The organism is Mycoplana sp. ABR4_002 (assembly GCF_056159645.1).
The window spans coordinates 2,457,738-2,473,350 of the sequence record NZ_JBSWVO010000001.1; the positions used below are offsets into that span (position 1 = coordinate 2,457,738).

Annotated in this window: 15 protein-coding genes; 10 read left to right on the forward strand and 5 right to left on the reverse strand. The window is 66.3% G+C overall.

The features are described from left to right. Positions 1 to 272: 272 nt before the first annotated feature. Positions 273 to 833 (forward strand): MerR family transcriptional regulator, encoded by a 561-nt coding sequence (locus ACXAGF_RS11870; RefSeq protein WP_475017243.1) that lies wholly within the window; start codon positions 273 to 275, stop codon positions 831 to 833. A gap of 30 nt (positions 834 to 863) precedes the next feature. Here the strand turns inward: ACXAGF_RS11870 and ACXAGF_RS11875 are convergent, their stop codons facing one another. Beyond that, entirely contained in the window at positions 864 to 1,991 is a 1,128-nt protein-coding gene (locus ACXAGF_RS11875) for an ATP-dependent DNA helicase (protein WP_475017244.1), read from the reverse strand. A 194-nt stretch (positions 1,992 to 2,185) separates the two neighbouring features. Between ACXAGF_RS11875 and ACXAGF_RS11880 the strand changes: the two genes are divergently transcribed. The 6 genes from ACXAGF_RS11880 (at position 2,186) to ACXAGF_RS11905 (ending at position 6,848) form a co-directional block, all read left to right on the forward strand. Then, complete coding sequence (locus tag ACXAGF_RS11880; protein ID WP_475017246.1) at positions 2,186 to 3,271, forward strand: AbrB family transcriptional regulator; 1,086 nt, start codon at positions 2,186 to 2,188, stop codon at positions 3,269 to 3,271. A 56-nt stretch (positions 3,272 to 3,327) separates the two neighbouring features. Further along, positions 3,328 to 4,200, forward strand: coding sequence for a hydroxymethylglutaryl-CoA lyase (locus ACXAGF_RS11885; RefSeq protein ID WP_475017247.1), 873 nt, complete (start codon positions 3,328 to 3,330; stop codon positions 4,198 to 4,200). Continuing rightward, complete coding sequence (locus ACXAGF_RS11890) at positions 4,197 to 4,985, forward strand: crotonase/enoyl-CoA hydratase family protein (RefSeq protein WP_475017249.1); 789 nt, start codon at positions 4,197 to 4,199, stop codon at positions 4,983 to 4,985. Before ACXAGF_RS11885 ends, ACXAGF_RS11890 begins: the two co-directional genes overlap by 4 nt. 144 nt (positions 4,986 to 5,129) lie before the next feature. Continuing rightward, positions 5,130 to 5,504: a COG4315 family predicted lipoprotein gene (locus tag ACXAGF_RS11895; protein ID WP_475017250.1), complete on the forward strand. Its 375-nt coding sequence runs from the start codon at positions 5,130 to 5,132 to the stop codon at positions 5,502 to 5,504. Next, positions 5,488 to 6,066: an RNA polymerase sigma factor gene (locus tag ACXAGF_RS11900; RefSeq protein WP_475017253.1), complete on the forward strand. Its 579-nt coding sequence runs from the start codon at positions 5,488 to 5,490 to the stop codon at positions 6,064 to 6,066. The genes ACXAGF_RS11895 and ACXAGF_RS11900 overlap by 17 nt, the downstream gene beginning before the upstream one ends. Beyond that, positions 6,063 to 6,848 carry an anti-sigma factor family protein gene (locus ACXAGF_RS11905; protein WP_475017255.1) on the forward strand — a complete coding sequence of 262 codons (786 nt, stop codon included), beginning with the start codon at positions 6,063 to 6,065 and terminating at the stop codon, positions 6,846 to 6,848. Before ACXAGF_RS11900 ends, ACXAGF_RS11905 begins: the two co-directional genes overlap by 4 nt. 15 nt (positions 6,849 to 6,863) lie before the next feature. Here ACXAGF_RS11905 and ACXAGF_RS11910 read toward each other — a convergent pair whose 3' ends face one another. Continuing rightward, positions 6,864 to 7,457, reverse strand: a complete 594-nt coding sequence (locus tag ACXAGF_RS11910; protein WP_475017257.1) for a LysE family translocator — start codon at positions 7,455 to 7,457, stop codon at positions 6,864 to 6,866. 124 nt (positions 7,458 to 7,581) lie between these two features. On the opposite strand from ACXAGF_RS11910, the gene ACXAGF_RS11915 reads away from it, so the two are divergent. Beyond that, positions 7,582 to 8,421 carry an aldo/keto reductase gene (locus ACXAGF_RS11915; RefSeq protein WP_475017259.1) on the forward strand — a complete coding sequence of 280 codons (840 nt, stop codon included), beginning with the start codon at positions 7,582 to 7,584 and terminating at the stop codon, positions 8,419 to 8,421. A gap of 134 nt (positions 8,422 to 8,555) precedes the next feature. Here the strand turns inward: ACXAGF_RS11915 and ACXAGF_RS11920 are convergent, their stop codons facing one another. After that, positions 8,556 to 9,680, reverse strand: coding sequence for an alkene reductase (locus tag ACXAGF_RS11920; protein WP_475017261.1), 1,125 nt, complete (start codon positions 9,678 to 9,680; stop codon positions 8,556 to 8,558). A 73-nt stretch (positions 9,681 to 9,753) separates the two neighbouring features. Here ACXAGF_RS11920 and ACXAGF_RS11925 point away from each other — a divergent pair, with 73 nt between their 5' ends. After that, positions 9,754 to 10,743, forward strand: a complete 990-nt coding sequence (locus tag ACXAGF_RS11925; RefSeq protein ID WP_475017263.1) for a LysR family transcriptional regulator — start codon at positions 9,754 to 9,756, stop codon at positions 10,741 to 10,743. Between the two features lie 61 nt (positions 10,744 to 10,804). Here the strand turns inward: ACXAGF_RS11925 and ilvN are convergent, their stop codons facing one another. Both ilvN and ACXAGF_RS11935 read right to left on the reverse strand, forming a co-directional pair. Further along, positions 10,805 to 11,377, reverse strand: coding sequence for an acetolactate synthase small subunit (gene ilvN / locus ACXAGF_RS11930; protein ID WP_475017266.1), 573 nt, complete (start codon positions 11,375 to 11,377; stop codon positions 10,805 to 10,807). A 22-nt stretch (positions 11,378 to 11,399) separates the two neighbouring features. Then, positions 11,400 to 13,178 (reverse strand): acetolactate synthase 3 large subunit, encoded by a 1,779-nt coding sequence (locus tag ACXAGF_RS11935; protein WP_475017267.1) that lies wholly within the window; start codon positions 13,176 to 13,178, stop codon positions 11,400 to 11,402. Between the two features lie 341 nt (positions 13,179 to 13,519). Between ACXAGF_RS11935 and ACXAGF_RS11940 the strand changes: the two genes are divergently transcribed. Then, on the forward strand, positions 13,520 to 15,604 hold the full coding sequence (locus tag ACXAGF_RS11940; protein WP_475017270.1) for an ATP-binding protein: 2,085 nt from the start codon (positions 13,520 to 13,522) through the stop codon (positions 15,602 to 15,604). Positions 15,605 to 15,613 lie beyond the last annotated feature (9 nt).

Consider the following 15,613-nt stretch of genomic DNA (forward strand, 5'->3'; position numbering starts at 1 on the left):
GAAGGTTGGAATCCTGCCGCAGGCAGAACGACCGTCGCCGACCGGATGGAAATCGGAGAGATCGAGGATATCGGACGCTTCCGCTCCGGCAGCGCCGCCTCGTTCCATATGCAGTCGGGGGTAAGTTCGATGCTGGCATGTTCGCCAAGGTGGTCTTCATGATCTCGCGCGAGGGAAAGAAGGCCCCGGGGTCAGGCGGACGTCCCATCCGTTTTCTCCCGGCAGCTCCGCTCCCCGACAATCTCCCCGAAGGCCGGCTCGCTATCGCAGACATGGCCAATGCTTTCGGTGTCACCCACCGCACGCTCCACTTCTATGAGGAGAAGGGCCTTTTGACCGCGGCGCGGGTCGGCCCGATGCGGGTCTACGGCCCGGAAGAAATCCAGCAGATGGCGATGGTCAACACCTGCCGCGAGACCGGCATGCCGGTGGCGGCGATCCAGGAACTGCTCGAGGCGCTGTCAGAGGCGGACAGCCAGGAAGAGGCCGACATCATCTTCCGCGGCGCGATGATCGCGCGCAAGCGTGAACTGACGGCCCAGCAATCGACCATCCGCCGCCAGATGCAGCAGATCGGCGAACTGCTCGAATTCAGTTCGGGTCAGGACGTCGAGATGAACGACAATGCCCGGCCGGACCTGCTGTCCGACCTGGAATTGCGGTGCCTCACGCTGATGGCGGAGGGCTACCCCACCACCCGCATCGCCCGCGCTCTCGAGGTCGAGCCGGGACAGGTGCAGGCGATGGAAAAGGAAATCATCCGCAAGTTCAACGGCAACAACCGCTTCCAGGCGGTCGCCAAGGCCGTCCTGCTGGGAGTTATCGGCCACTGAGCCGTCCGGCCCTGCAGGGGGCGGTTTCGGTCAGCGGACGATCGTCAGCGTTTCCGCGGCCCGCGTGATGGCGGTGTAGAGCCAGCGCTCGCGCGTATCTCGGAACGCCCAGCTCTCGTCGAACAGCACGACATCGTTCCACTGCGAGCCCTGGGCCTTGTGCACGGTCAGCGCGTAGCCGTAGTCGAACTCGTCGTAGCGCTTGCGCGTCGACCACGGAATCTCGTCTTCGGTGTTCTCAAAGGCGGCCTTGAGCAGCTTGATCTTGGCCGCCCCCCGGTCCATGTCGTCGTCCTCGGGGCGTATCATCAGGTTGATGCCCGGCTTGACCGTCTCCTTCGACGACGTCATCACCTGCCACAGCGAGCCGTTGAGCAGGCCCTTGGCCGGATCGTTGCGCAGGCAGACGAGCTTGTCGCCGGACTGCGGGTAATCGGTGGTGAAGCCCTTCAATTCGCGCAGACGCATGTTGTAGCGCCGGCGCGTCCTGTTGGTGCCGACGAGCACCTGGTCGGCGTCGAGCACCAGCGACTGCGTCACCTCGCCCTTCGGGATCACCTTCGCGCTGCCCCAGTCGCCGTGCAGGATCTCCTTGCCCTCGCGCACGTGCATCGCCAGCTGGATGATCGGGTTGTCGCGCGCCTGGCGATGGATGTCGGTCAGCAGATAGTCCGGCTCCTGATTGGTGAAGTAGCCGCCGCCGGAGACCGGGGGCAACTGACCGGGATCGCCAAGCACCAGAATCGGCGTGCCGAAGCTCATCAGGTCCTTGCCGAGCGCCTCGTCGACCATCGAACATTCGTCGACGATGATGAGCGCCGCCTTGGCGACAGGGCTCTGGCGGTTGATCGAGAACATCGGCGAGATCGAGGTCTTGCCGGTCTCCTCGTCGGACACCTCTTCTTCCCCGCGCGGCCGGTAGATCAGCGAATGGATGGTCTTGGCGTTGCTGGCGCCCTTCGAGCGCAGCACCTGCGCCGCCTTGCCGGTAAAGGCGGCGAACAGCACCTCGCCGTCGACATGCTCGGCGAAGTGCCGGGCAAGCGTCGTCTTGCCGGTCCCGGCATAGCCGAACAGCCGGAAGAGCGGCGAACGCCCGTCCTTCAGCCAGCGCGAGACCGCCTTGAGAGCCTCATCCTGTTGCGGTGCGAATTCCATGGCTGCGAAATGGCAGGATTCGCAGGTCCGGCGCAAGGAAAACCGCAGCCGGACATCAATCGGCGAGCGCGCCGCCGCACCGGATCACCGGCCGCGTTCGAAGGAGAAGGCTATTTTTCGCGGTGGCGCGACACGCCGTATCGCCCTATGAAGGGGCGCCTGCAGCCCCTTCCCTGCCTGCCCCCGGTGTCTCGTTGAAAACCGATCCCCAAGCCCAGAGCCCGACAGACGATGTTTCCGGCATTGGGCGCCTTGCGCCGTCGCTACAATGGCTGGCGCTGCTCGTGCTTTCCCTGCCGCTTGCGGTCATCTTGGAGGCGACAGGCATTCCGGCGGGACTGCTGATCGGCCCCATGCTGGCAGGCATCATCGTCGGCCTGAATGGCGGCACCATACGGCTGGCGCGCATCTTCTTCTTCGGCGTCCAGGTTGTCCTCGCGATGATGATTGCCGGCATGGTCTCGCCGAGTCTGATCGGCACGTTTTCGGCGCGCGGACCGCTGATCCTGTCGATCGTGCTGGCAGTGATCGGCATGAGCACCCTCTGTGGCTGGCTGATCACGCGCACCGGCACCCTGCCCGGAACGACGGCCATCTGGGGAACCTCCGCCGGCGCGGCTTCGACCATGCTGCTGATGGCGGGGGCGTACGGTGCCGATGTGAGGCTGGTGGCCTTCATGCAGTACATGCGCGTCGTCTGCGTGGCGACGCTGGCGACGCTGGTCGCCCATTTCGGCGGTCATCAGGCGATCACGGGCGATGTACCCTTTTTTGCGACGGTCGAGCCGACGAACCTCGCCCTGTCGGTCGGTCTCGGCATCGCTTGCGGCTTCGTCGGGCTTCGCCTGCGCATTCCGGCCGGAGCGTTCCTTGCGCCTTTTGTCGTCGGTTCGATGCTGACCATGACCGGGAGGCTGGAGGTCGAACTGCCGCAGTGGCTGCTCGCCATCGCCTTCGCCCTGCTCGGTTGGAACATCGGTCTCGGCTTCACCCGGCCGATCCTGCGCCATGCGCGCCGCGCCTTCGCACCGACGCTGCTGTCGATCCTCGTCCTGATCGCGTTCTCCGGGTTGCTCGCGGCCCTTCTGGTCGTAATGCTTGGCGTCGATCCGATGACGGCCTATCTGGCGACGAGTCCGGGCGGCCTCGATTCGATCGCGGTCATCGCCGCTTCGAGCAATGTCGACCTGTCCTTCGTCATGGCGCTGCAGACGGCACGACTCGTGGTCATCACGCTGATCGGCCCGGTAATCGCGCGTTTCGTCGCGGACCGCGCCTGAGGTCCGGAGTTGCCAAGGGCGGCCCGGTCGCTACCATGACGGAGGGAGGAACATCGATGGGCGAATATGTCGAGATCGTCGAGATGGCGGCGCGCGACGGCCTGCAGAACGAAAAGCGCGTCATCGCGGCGTCGGAAAAGATCGCGCTGATCGACCGCCTGTCGGCCTGCGGCTTCCGCCGCATCGAGGCGACCAGCTTCGTCAGCCCGAAGTGGGTGCCGCAGCTTGCCGACGGTGCCCAGGTCATGGCGGGAATCCAACGGCGTCGCGGCGTGCGGTATGCGGCGCTCGTCCCCAACATGAAGGGCTACGAGGCCGCCCGGGCGGCGGGCGTCGACGAGGTGGCGGTGTTCGTCTCCGCGTCCGAAGGTTTCTCCCGCGCCAACATCAACTGCTCGGTCGCCGAAAGCCTCGAGCGGGTCAAGCCGGTGGCGGACCGGGCCCGCGCCGACGGCATCCCGCTGCGTGGCTACGTCAGTTGCGTCGTCGCCTGCCCCTATGACGGCCCTACCGCGCCCGCGGCCGTTGCGGCCGTGTCCGAGGCGCTGCTGGCGCTTGATTGCCACGAGGTCAGCCTCGGCGACACGATCGGGCGCGGGACCCCGGAGCAGGTGGAAGCGATGCTGTCGGCCGTACTGGACATAGCCGCTCCGGCCCGCCTTGCCGGCCACTATCACGACACCGGCGGACGGGCACTCGACAATATCAGCGTCAGCCTCGACAAGGGCCTGAGGGTCTTCGACGCCTCGGTGGGCGGGCTTGGCGGCTGCCCGTATGCGCCGGGCGCCAGGGGCAATGTCGACACGCTGGCGGTCGCCCGAATGTTGGCGAACGCGGGCTACCAGACCGGCCTGGACAAGGCGCGGCTGCAGGAGGCGGCGACCTTCGCCCGCACCCTCGTGGCCGCACCTGCGGAGGAGAACCGATGACCCAAGAGACGATTTCGATTGCCACGGACAGCCGTGGCGTCGCGACGCTGACGCTGGCCCGACCAGAACAGCACAACGCGCTTTCGGCGACGATGATTGCCGAACTGACCGAAGCGGCCGCGCGGCTCGGCGACGATCCGGCGGTTCGGATCGTCATCCTCACCGGCGCCGGCGCCAGCTTCTGCGCCGGAGGCGACCTCAACTGGATGAAGGCGCAGGTCGAGGCGACGCGCGAGCAGCGCATCGCCGAGGCACGCAAGCTCGCCATGATGCTGAAGGCGCTGCGCGACCTGCCGAAGCCGCTGATCGGCCGCATCAACGGCCAGGCCTATGGCGGCGGCGTCGGGCTCGTCAGCGTCTGCGATGCGGCGATTGCCGCCTCGGGCGCCCGTTTCGGCCTGACCGAGACCCGGCTCGGGCTGATCCCGGCGACCATCAGCCCCTATGTTCTTGCCCGGATCGGTCCGGCCCAGGCTTTGCGCTACTTCACCTCGGCCCGCATCTTTGACGCCGGCGAGGCAAAGGCCGTCGGGCTGGTGAACGCGCTTGTCGCGCCGGACGCGCTGGATGCCGCGGTCGAAGCAGAGATCGCCCCCTATTTCTCCACCGCACCGGGCGCGGTCGCGGCCGCGAAGGCCCTTGTCCATGCGGTCGCTTCGCCGATCGACGAGTCGCTGATCTACATGACGCTGACGCGGCTTGCCGACACCTGGGAGACGGCGGAGGCCGCGGAAGGGCTTGCCGCCTTCCTCGAGAAACGCCCACCGGCGTGGAAGGCGCGCTAGCCCGCCGCGCCCGCGGCACGACCCGCAATCCGCGTACGGCCGACGGGAAAATTCGACCTGTGCGGGAATAAGGAGGCGGCAGCGCTTGTCTCATGCTCGGACCCGCGCTTGGCGGGCCGATCACACAATACGGGATACGACGCCATGAGATTGCCAACCCTCACGCTTGCCGCCTTCGTCCTCGCCGCCGGCACAGCCTTTGCCGCAGCCCCCGTCAAGACTGTCAATACGGACAAGGGCGAGGTGCTCGCCGCCGATAACGGCATGACGCTCTACACCTTCAAGAACGACACCGCAGGCATGTCCAACTGCTACGACCAGTGCGCCGTCAACTGGCCGCCGCTGGCGGCCGACGCCGAAGCGATGGCCGAGGGTGCCTACACCGTGATCGACCGCAAGGACGGCACGAAGCAATGGGCCAAGGACGGCATGCCGCTGTATTTCTTCATCAAGGACGAAAAGGAAGGCGATGTGGCCGGCGACGGTGTGAGGGACGTTTGGGATGTCGCACGGCCCTGATGGCGGCAGGACGGGTTCCGACCGCGACGGGACCCGCGAACCAACGGCTGGCGCTGCGGCGCCGGCTGATTTCGAAGAGGCGTTGCTGGCGCTCGTGCCGGGACTGCGCCGCTATTCGCACAGCCTGTCGCGCTCAGACGCCGACGGCGAGGATCTTTTGCAGGACTGCGTCGAGACGGCGCTGGCGCGGCGCGCGCAATGGCGCGGCGTCAATCTGCGCGCCTGGGCCTTCACCATCATGACCAACCTCTACCGCAACCGCCGTCGCAGCGCCACCCGCAGGCCGACGGCGTCGATCGAGGATGCGCAGGACATCCCCCTGCCCGACCAGATTGGCGACCCGCTGGCCCGGACCCGCATCCGCGCCGCCCTCGATGCGCTGTCGTCCGACACCCGCACCACGCTGATGCTGGTCGTCGTCGAAGGCTACAGCTACCAGGAGGCGGCGGACATCCTTTCGATCCCCATCGGCACGGTCATGTCGCGGCTGTCGCGCGCGCGCCACCAGCTGGCGGAACGACTGGCGAAGGACAACATCGTCGCAATCAGGAGACCGAAATGAACGATGCGAAGGGCAACGTGGGCGAAGCCGACCTCCACGCCTATGTTGACGGTGAGCTCGACGATGGTCGCCGTGCCGAGGTGGAAGCCTGGCTCGCCACCAATCCCCAGGACGCCGACCGCGTCGCGAGCTGGACGATGCAGAACGAGCGTCTGCGCGATGCCTTCTCCGCCGATTTCGTATCCCGCGAAGGGGACCGCAGCATCCTTCAGCCGAAGCCCGCCCGCCCCTGGAGCCGTCTGGTCCGTCCATCGCTGGCCGCGGCGGCCGCGCTGCTGATCTACGCTGCCGGTGTCGCGACCGGGCGTCTGACCCTGCCGCTGCTGCCCGCGCCGGTTCCCATCGCCGCCACGAGTGGACTGGCCACCGAGGCGCGCTCGGCGTTCCTGATCTACACCAGCGAGGTCCGCCATCCGGTCGAGGTCGGCGCCGACCAGCAGGCGCATCTGGCCGCCTGGCTGGGCAAGCGTCTCGACTACCGGTTGCGCCTGCCCGACCTGACGGCGCTCGGCTACAACCTCGTCGGCGGCCGGCTGGTCCCGGTCGGCGGCCGGGCCGGAGCGCTGCTGATGTACCAGAATGAGCGCGGCGAGCGGCTGACCGTGCTGATCGGTCGCAACGAGGACAACCGCGAGACCAGCTTTCGCCTCGACGCCGAGGGACCGCTTCGCACCTTCTACTGGATCGACGGGCCGATCGGCTATGCCGTCACGGGCGAATTGTCGGAGCAAGAGCTCCGCCGCGTCGCCGACGAATGCTACCGCCAGATGGAAGCGGCGTGAACCGCGGCGGCGTACTCAGCGCAGCATCGGCCAAAGGCTGGCGACCAGCAGCACGGCCATCGTCACGTTGAAGGCCCTGAGCCGGGCCGGCACCGACAGCCACTCCCGCAGGACCGAGCCGAAGCCCGCCCAGGTCGATACGCTCGGAAAATTGACCAGCGCAAAGGCGAGACCGACGACCAGTACGCTGAACGAGTGGTTCGCGGGCTCCGTGTAGGTCGCCATCGCCGAGACCGCCATCACCCAGGCCTTCGGATTGACCCACTGGAAGGCCGCCGCCTCCAGGAAGGTCATCGGCCGGCTGCCGGCCTTGCCGTCGCTCAGCCTGTCGGAGGTCGCGATCTTCCAGGCGATCCAGACGAGATACGTCCCGCCCAGCACCTTCAGCGCCGTGTAGAGCAGCGGCACCGTATCCAGCAGGGCCCCCAGCCCGAAGCCGACCGACAGCAGCAGCGTCAGGAATCCGACGCCGATGCCGCACATGTGGGGAATGGTGCGGACGAAGCCGAAATTCACGCCGGAGGCGAACAGCATCATGTTGTTCGGCCCGGGCGTGATCGAGGTGGTGAAGGCGAAGACGACGAGCGCCAGGAAGATTTCGATCGGCAACGCGCCCTCCTGACGCTTCAAACTCGACCCACAGATACCCCAAAATGCCGGGCAGGATCGGCCAATTGTTGTCATACTGGCATTCATTGATGTGATGATAGGCACCGCCAGCGAGGTGAGAGGCATGCAGGACGATCTCCCCCAAGCCACGTTCCCCGACAATCGACAGGTCGCCGCCCTCGGCCAGGGCACCTGGCACATGGGCGAAAGCGGCAACACCGCTGCCGTCGAGGCGCGCGCTCTCAGGGCCGGGCTCGACCTCGGTCTGACGCTGATCGACACGGCCGAGATGTATGCCGATGCCGAGAGCGTCGTCGGCGAGGCGATCCGCGGCCGTCGCGACGAGGTCTTGCTGGTCAGCAAGGTTCTGCCCTCGAACGCGAGCGCCCAGGGCACGATCGAGGCCTGCGAGCGCAGCCTGCGCCGGCTCGGCACGGACCGCATCGATCTCTATCTGCTGCACTGGCGCGGGCGCTACCCGCTCGCCGAGACGGTAGAGGCCTTCGAGCGGCTCAAGGAGGTCGGCAAGATCGGAGCCTGGGGCGTCTCCAATTTCGACGTCCACGACCTGGAGGAACTGCTCTCTGTTCCCGCCGGCGAGAATGTCGCCGCCAACCAGGTGCTCTACAATCCCGCCCGCCGCGGCATCGAGTTCGACCTGCTGCCGTGGAGTGCCCGGCACGGCATCCCCGTCATGGCGTATTCGCCGCTGGACGAGGGGCGGCTCGTCCGCCATGCCGGACTTGCCCGCATCGCCGGCGCGCGGGGCGTCACGGCGGCCCAGCTGGCGCTGGCCTTCGTGCTCGCGCGCCGGAACTTGATCGCCATTCCGAAGTCGTCATCGGTCGACCGGGTCGAGGAAAACCGGAAGGCCGCCGGCCTCAGGCTGACGTCCGAGGACATGGCCGCCCTCGACACGCTCTTTCCCCCGCCCATGCGCCGGCAGCCGCTGGAGATGATATGAGCGCCGCAACGGCACGCTTTGGCCGTCGATACGCGCCTTGAGACGCAGACTGCGGCCCCGATCCGATCGGGGCCGCAGTCTGCCGTATATTGGGGCGACCCGCTGGGACGAGCCCGCCGGAATCCGGCTTGCGATCAGGCGACCTTTGCCACGAGACCGTCTTCGTAGGCCGGATAGTCGGTGTAGCCTTCATCACCGCCGCCATAGTAGGTCTCGCGGATCGGCGTCGCCAAAGGCAGGTCACGCTGCAGGCGCTCGACAAGATCGGGATTGGCGATGAACGGCTGGCCGAAGGCCGCAAGATCGATCAGGCCGTCATGCAGCAGTTGGTCGGCGCGACGCTTGTCCAGCGAGCCGGCGAGGATGAGCGTCCCCGAAAAGGCCTGGCGGAACTTGCGCAGGAAATCCGGCGACAGCGCCGGTGCGCTGGCGGGTCCCTGGTCCTTCAGATGTACATAGGCGAGCTTGCGGGTCTCAAGCGCTTCCGCCAGGTGCAGGTAGGTTTCCTCGATCAAGGGATGATGCGGCATGTCGAAGAGCTTGCCGAACGGCGAGAGGCGGATGCCGACCTTTTCGGCGCCAACGCGCGCCACCACCGCGTCCACGACCTCGAGGACGAAACGCGTCCGGTCCTCGACGTTGCCGGCACCATACTGGTCGTCGCGGTCATTGACGTGCGGATTGAGGAACTGCTCCAGCAGGTAGCCGTTTGCGCCGTGGATCTCCACGCCGTCAAACCCGGCGGCAACGGCATTGGACGCCGCATTCGCGAAGTCGTTGACAACCCTCGCGATCTCGGCGGCCTGAAGCGGCCGCGGCACGCTGGCCTCTACGAACCCGGCCACGCCGGCCTCATTGACGGCAAAGGCCATGCTTTTGTCGTCGCGCGCCGGACTGGCGGATGAACTGACGGGCTGCCCCCCTGCCGGCTGAAGCGAGGTATGCGACATGCGCCCGACATGCCAGATCTGCGCGAAGACCGCCCCCCCTTCTTCGTGGACCGCCTTCGTCACGCCCGCCCAGCCGTGGACCTGCTCTTGCGACCAGATGCCGGGAATGAAGGCAAAGCCGGTTCCTTCCTGCGAAATCGGCGTGCCTTCGGTGACCACCAGGCCGGCGCCGGCACGCTGGCGGTAATAGAGGGCAGTCCGCTGGTCGGCGACACCGTCCTTCGCCCTCGCCCGGGTCATGGGCGCCATGACAATGCGGTTGCGCAGCTGCCGGCCGCCCAGATCATAGGCTTCAAACAGAGACTTCATGAACATTGCTCCTAAGGTCGGTTGATTACCATCGACCAAAGAGATATTTCTATCACTATCATAAATCCAACAGATGACCTTCATCATGTCGATCGATCACATTCATATCTCGAAATTCGACCTGAACCTGCTGGTGGCCTTCGACGCGCTGATGGCCGAGCGCAACGTCACGCGGGCGGCACAACGCATCGGCACCTCCCAGTCCGCGCTGAGCCACAATCTCGGGCGCATGCGGGCGCTGCTTTCGGATGAGCTCTTCGTCCGTTCCGCACGCGGTATCGAGCCGACACCGCGCGCGCTGGAACTCGCCGCGACGGTGAACGATATCTTGTGCACGGTGCAGGCGCGCCTGATCGAGCCGGAGCAATTCGACCCGGCGACTGCCGAGCGGACCTTCACCCTTGGAATGACTGACTATCTGGAAAGCCTGCTGATGGCGCCGCTGCTGGCTTCCGTGCAAGAGCAGGCGCCCCGCATCGGCTTCGAGGTCCGGTCGATCGACCAGTCGTACCCGTCGGAACTGCTGGATCGCGGCGAAATCGATCTTGCGATCGGCAAGGTGGAGACCGGCAGCGAACTCCACAAGCGCCGCAAGCTGTGGTCCGAACGCTATGTGGTTCTGACGACCCCGGAGAAGATCGGTCGGCTGGGCACCGTCGATCTCGAGACCTTCCTGACCAGCCCGCATGCCATGATCGTCGCCAGGGACGGCCGCTGCGGCCTCGTCGACGACGCGCTGGGGGCAATCGGCTTGAAGCGGCACGCGGCGGTCACCACGCCACACTTCTTCACGCTGCCGATCCTCGTCCAGCAAACGCAGGCCATCGCGACCGTGCCGGCAAGCTTTGCCCGGGCCTGGGCTCCGGTGTTCGGTCTGACGATCAGCCCGGTGCCGGTCGACGTGCCGCCGTTCGACATCTCGCTGGCCTGGCATGCCTCGTCCGACCGCAATGCCGGCAACGCCTGGCTCCGCCAGATGGTGCTTGCCGCCCTCGAGCCCGTCCGCGCCCGAATTCTTCAGGCGAATGCCGCACCCGATGCGATCGTGATCGCCGCCGAATAGGCAGGCGATTTCGCGGCCGGACCGATGCGGAGCGCCGGACGCACGCGCCCGGCGCTCCGGTTCACATTCCCTGCGGGCCGCGGTTCATCGCGGCAATGCCGGTGCGGCAGACTTCGATCAGGCCGAGCGGCTTCATGATGGCGATGAACTGGTCGACCTTCGACACCTTGCCGGTGATCTCGAAAACGAAGTGCTCGGTGTTGGCGTCGATCACCGAGGCGCGGAAGGCATCGGCCAGCCGCAACGCCTCGACGCGGTGGTCGCCGGTGCCCGAGACCTTGACCAGCGCCAGTTCCCGTTCCAGCGGGCGCTCGTGACCAAGGTCCTTGGCCCGCACCGTCAGGTCGACCACCCTGTGCACCGGCACGATCCGCTCGAGCTGGGCCTTGATCTGCTCGAGCACGTGCGGGGTGCCGCGGGTGACGATGGTGATGCGGGAGAGGTGCGCCTGATGCTCGGTCTCCGACACCGTCAGGCTCTCGATATTGTAGCCGCGGCCGGAGAAGAGGCCGATGACCCGGGCCAGAACGCCCGGCTCGTTGTCGACCAGCACCGACAGCGTGTGGCTTTCGGCCACCTGGGTCTCGGCGGCGATGAAATAGGCCGAACCGGTCGGCTGAAGATGTGCGCTCATGATCCGTGTTCCTGCCTTTTCATCAAACCAGCTGGCGACCCTTGGCGTCGATGGCGTTGGCCACCGCCTCGTCGGTCGCCTCGTCCGGCAACAGCATTTCGTTGTGCGCCTTGCCCGAGGGGATCATCGGGAAACAGTTGGCGAGGTTGGCGACGCGGCAGTCGAAGATCACCGGCTTCTTGACATCGATCATCTCCTGGATCGCCGCGTCGAGGTCGCCGGGCTTCTCGCAGCGCAGGCCGACGGCGCCATAGGCCTCGGCCAGCTTGACGAAGTCCGGCATCGCCTCGGTGTAGGAGTGCGACAGGCGGTTGCCGTGCAGCAGCTGCTGCCACTGCCGGACCATGCCCATGTACTGGTTGTTGAGGATGAAGATCTTGATTGGCGCCTCGTACTGGACGGCGGCCGACATCTCCTGGATGCACATCTGGATTGAGGCATCGCCGGCGATGTCGATGACGAGCGCATCGGGATGGGCGATCTGCACACCGAACGCGGCAGGCAGGCCGTAGCCCATCGTGCCGAGGCCGCCGGAGGTCATCCAGCGGTTCGGATGCTCGAAGCCGAAGAACTGCGCCGCCCACATCTGGTGCTGGCCGACCTCGGTGGTGATGTAGGTGTCGCGATGCTTGGTGAGCTCGTACAGCCGCTGGATCGCGTATTGCGGCATGATGACGTCGTCGCTCGGCTTGTAGGCGAGCGAGTTGCGCGCGCGCCACTTCGCGATCGACGTCCACCAGTCGGCGAGATGTTCCTTGCCGGCGCTCTGCGCCGAGGCGCGCCACAGCCGGACCAGATCCTCCAGCACGCGGCCGACGTCGCCCAGGATGGGAACGTCGACGCGGACGTTCTTGTTGATCGAGGACGGGTCGATGTCGATGTGGATCTTCTTCGAATGCGGCGAGAAGGCGTTGAGCCGGCCGGTGATGCGGTCGTCGAAGCGGGCACCGACGCACAGCATGACGTCGCAGTCGTGCATCGCCATGTTCGCCTCGTAGGTGCCGTGCATGCCAAGCATGCCCAGCCAGTTCTTGCCGGAGGCCGGATAGGCGCCGAGCCCCATCAGCGTCGAGGTGATCGGGAAACCGGTCAGCTCCACGAGTTCGCGCAGCAGATGGGCGGCCTCGGGACCGGAGTTGATGACGCCGCCGCCGCTGTAGATCACAGGGCGCTTGGCACCCTGCATCAGGGCGACAGCCTCGCGGATGCGGGCGAGATCGCCCTGTGTCTTCGGCTCGTAGCTGTGTTGCGCGGAGACCATCGTCGGCGCAACGTAGGTGCCGGTGGCGAACTGGATGTCCTTGGGAATGTCGACGACGACCGGTCCGGGGCGCCCGCTCTGGGCGACGCGGAACGCCTCGTGGATGATCCGCGCCAGATCGTTGACGTCCTTGACCAGCCAGTTGTGCTTGGTGCAGGGGCGCGTGATGCCGACGGTGTCGCATTCCTGGAAGGCGTCGGAACCGATGAGCGAGGTTGGGACCTGGCCGGTGATGCAGACGATCGGGACCGAGTCCATCAGCGCGTCCTGCAGCGGCGTGACGGCGTTGGTGGCGCCCGGGCCGGACGTGACGAGCATGACGCCCACCTTGCCGGTCGAGCGGGCGTAGCCCTCGGCGGCATGCCCGGCGCCCTGCTCGTGGCGCACGAGGATGTGCTGGACGTCCTCCTGCTGGAAGATCTCGTCGTAGATCGGCAGCACCGCGCCGCCCGGGTAGCCGAAGATATGCTCGACGCCGTTGTCCTTCAGGGCGCGGAGGACGATCTCGGCCCCCGTCATCTGGTTTTCTGTACCACTCATCGGATTGTGTCCGTCCGTTTCCGTTCTGAAAGTCTGATTAGCGAAATCGCGGGCATAAAAAAAGGCCCCGTTCGGAGCCTGCTTACCGCGCATGGGTGCTTTCGCCCGGTGGTTACACCACCTTGCCCATGCGCCGTCCCACCACAAGAATCTTCGCGATCGTCGAAATCATGGGGCGGATTGATAGCCGCTTATGTCCCAACCGTCAACGGCCTTGGCCGGTGCGCTCCCCCTCCGACTGGCCGGCGCCGCTGGCGGCCCGCCGGTTTTCGCCATTCCACCCGCAACGCATTGTTAAGCCGCCGCCGCTATCCTGGCCCAAACGGCAGGGAGTGTCTGTGTTGCGCAACACCGATTTTCAGAACTCGATCGCAGCCGGGGAGCAGGACAGGAGGGACGACGAGGCGCTGGGAAACCGGCTGCTGGGTCGCGTCGTCGCCTGTAGCGGGGCGAAGGCCACGATCAGTGCGATTGCCTCCACCGGCCAGACCGGTCTGACGGAACTCTGGTCGGTTGGCCGCCTGATCTCGATCTCCGTCAACGACAACCGGGTCGTCGCGCTCGTCTATGCCATGGCGACCGACGCGCAGAATTGGTCGGAGGACGGCGACACGCGTTTCCACGTTGAGGTCGAGCTTCTCGGCGAAGTGCGCATGGGACCGGAAGGGCGCGAGATTTTCTCCGCCGGCATCAGCAGCTACCCCTATCTCGGCGCCATCGCCCACCGGATCCGCGCCTCCGACCTGGCGAAGGTTTACGACACCGGCCTCAACGACGTCTGCGTCATCGGCAAGCTGACGCAGGACGAATCCATCGAGGCAACGATCCACGTCCCCTCGATGCTGTCGAAACACTTCGCCATCGTCGGCACGACCGGCGTCGGCAAGTCGACCGCCGTCACGCTGCTGCTGCACAAGGCGATCCAGTCCGACCCGAAGCTGCGCGTGCTGATGCTCGACCCGCACAACGAGTTCGCCGCCGCCTTCCCCGACCACTCCGTCGTCATCGAGACCGACACGCTCGACCTGCCGTTCTGGCTGTTCCGGCTGGAGGAGTTCTCCGAAGTGATCTTCCGTGGCCGCCCGGCCGTCCCGGAAGAAGTCGACGTCCTGCGCGACCTGATCCCCGAGGCCAAGAAGGCGTTTCGCGGCGGCGAGACCAGCCTGGTGCGCCGCAACCAGGAAAAGAGCTCGATCACCGCCGACACCCCGGTGCCCTATCGCCTCGCCGACCTGCTGGCGCTGATCGACGAGCGCGTCGGGCGGCTCGACGGGCGTAACGAGAAGCCGCACCTTCGATCGCTGAAGGTGAAGATCATGTCGGCGATCAACGATCCGCGCTTCCACTTCATGTTCTCGACGAACACGATCTCGGACACGATCCACGACACGATCGCGCGCATCTTCCGCATTCCCGGCGAAGGCCGGCCGATCACCACCTTCCAGCTTGCCGGCATCCCCTCGGAAGTGGTCAATTCGGTGGCCTCGGTGCTCTGCCGCATGGCCTTCGAGATTGGCCTTTGGAGCGGCGGCGGCGTGCACATGCTGGTCGTCTGCGAAGAGGCGCACCGATACGTTCCGGCCGATCCGACCCTCGGCTTCCTGCCGACCCGCCAGGCCATCGCGCGCATCGCCAAGGAAGGCCGCAAGTACGGGGTATCGCTCGGGATCATCACCCAGCGCCCCGGCGAACTCGACCCGACCATCCTGTCGCAGTGCTCGACGGTGTTCGCGATGCGTCTTGCCAACGATCACGACCAGGAGATCATCCGCTCCGCCATCCCGAATTCGTCGTCCTCGACGACCAGCTTCATTTCCTCGATCGGCAACGGCGAAGCGATTGCCTTCGGTGAGGCCGTGTCGGTGCCGATGCGCATGAAGTTTAACCGGGTGCAGGAGAACCGGCTACCGAAAGCCAGCGGCGTCAGCGTCAAGGCCAGCGCCGACGACCCCAACACCGTGGACCTACGCTCGATCGTCGGACGGATGCGGTCGGTGTCCGGCCCGGACATTTCCTCCTTCCAGGAATCCTACATGGCCGCCGAGCGCGCTGCCGCCACGCTGTACCCCGAGGAAGGCCCGGACCTTGAGGACGATGACCTCGTGGCAGCCGGCGAGGTTCCGCCGGACATGCCGCCCGATGCGCAGGCGCCGGCCGAGCCCGGCGGCGAGACCAGGATCGAGCCCTATCGTCCCGACATGCTGCCGCGCGCCTCCGCACCCGATTCGCCCTACTCGCCACTGTCGGCACACGACCGGTTCGAGGCGCTCAAACGCGAGTTCGGCTCCGAACAGCAGAAGGATCCGGCTGCGGCCGGCAAGCCCCGGCCGGCCTTCGGCGAGTCCGCAGGCGGCGAGGTGCGCCGCGACAGCTCGATCCGCCAGCAACTGCTGAAGAAGCCGCTGAGCAGCCTGCTCAAGAAGTAGGCTGCTCGC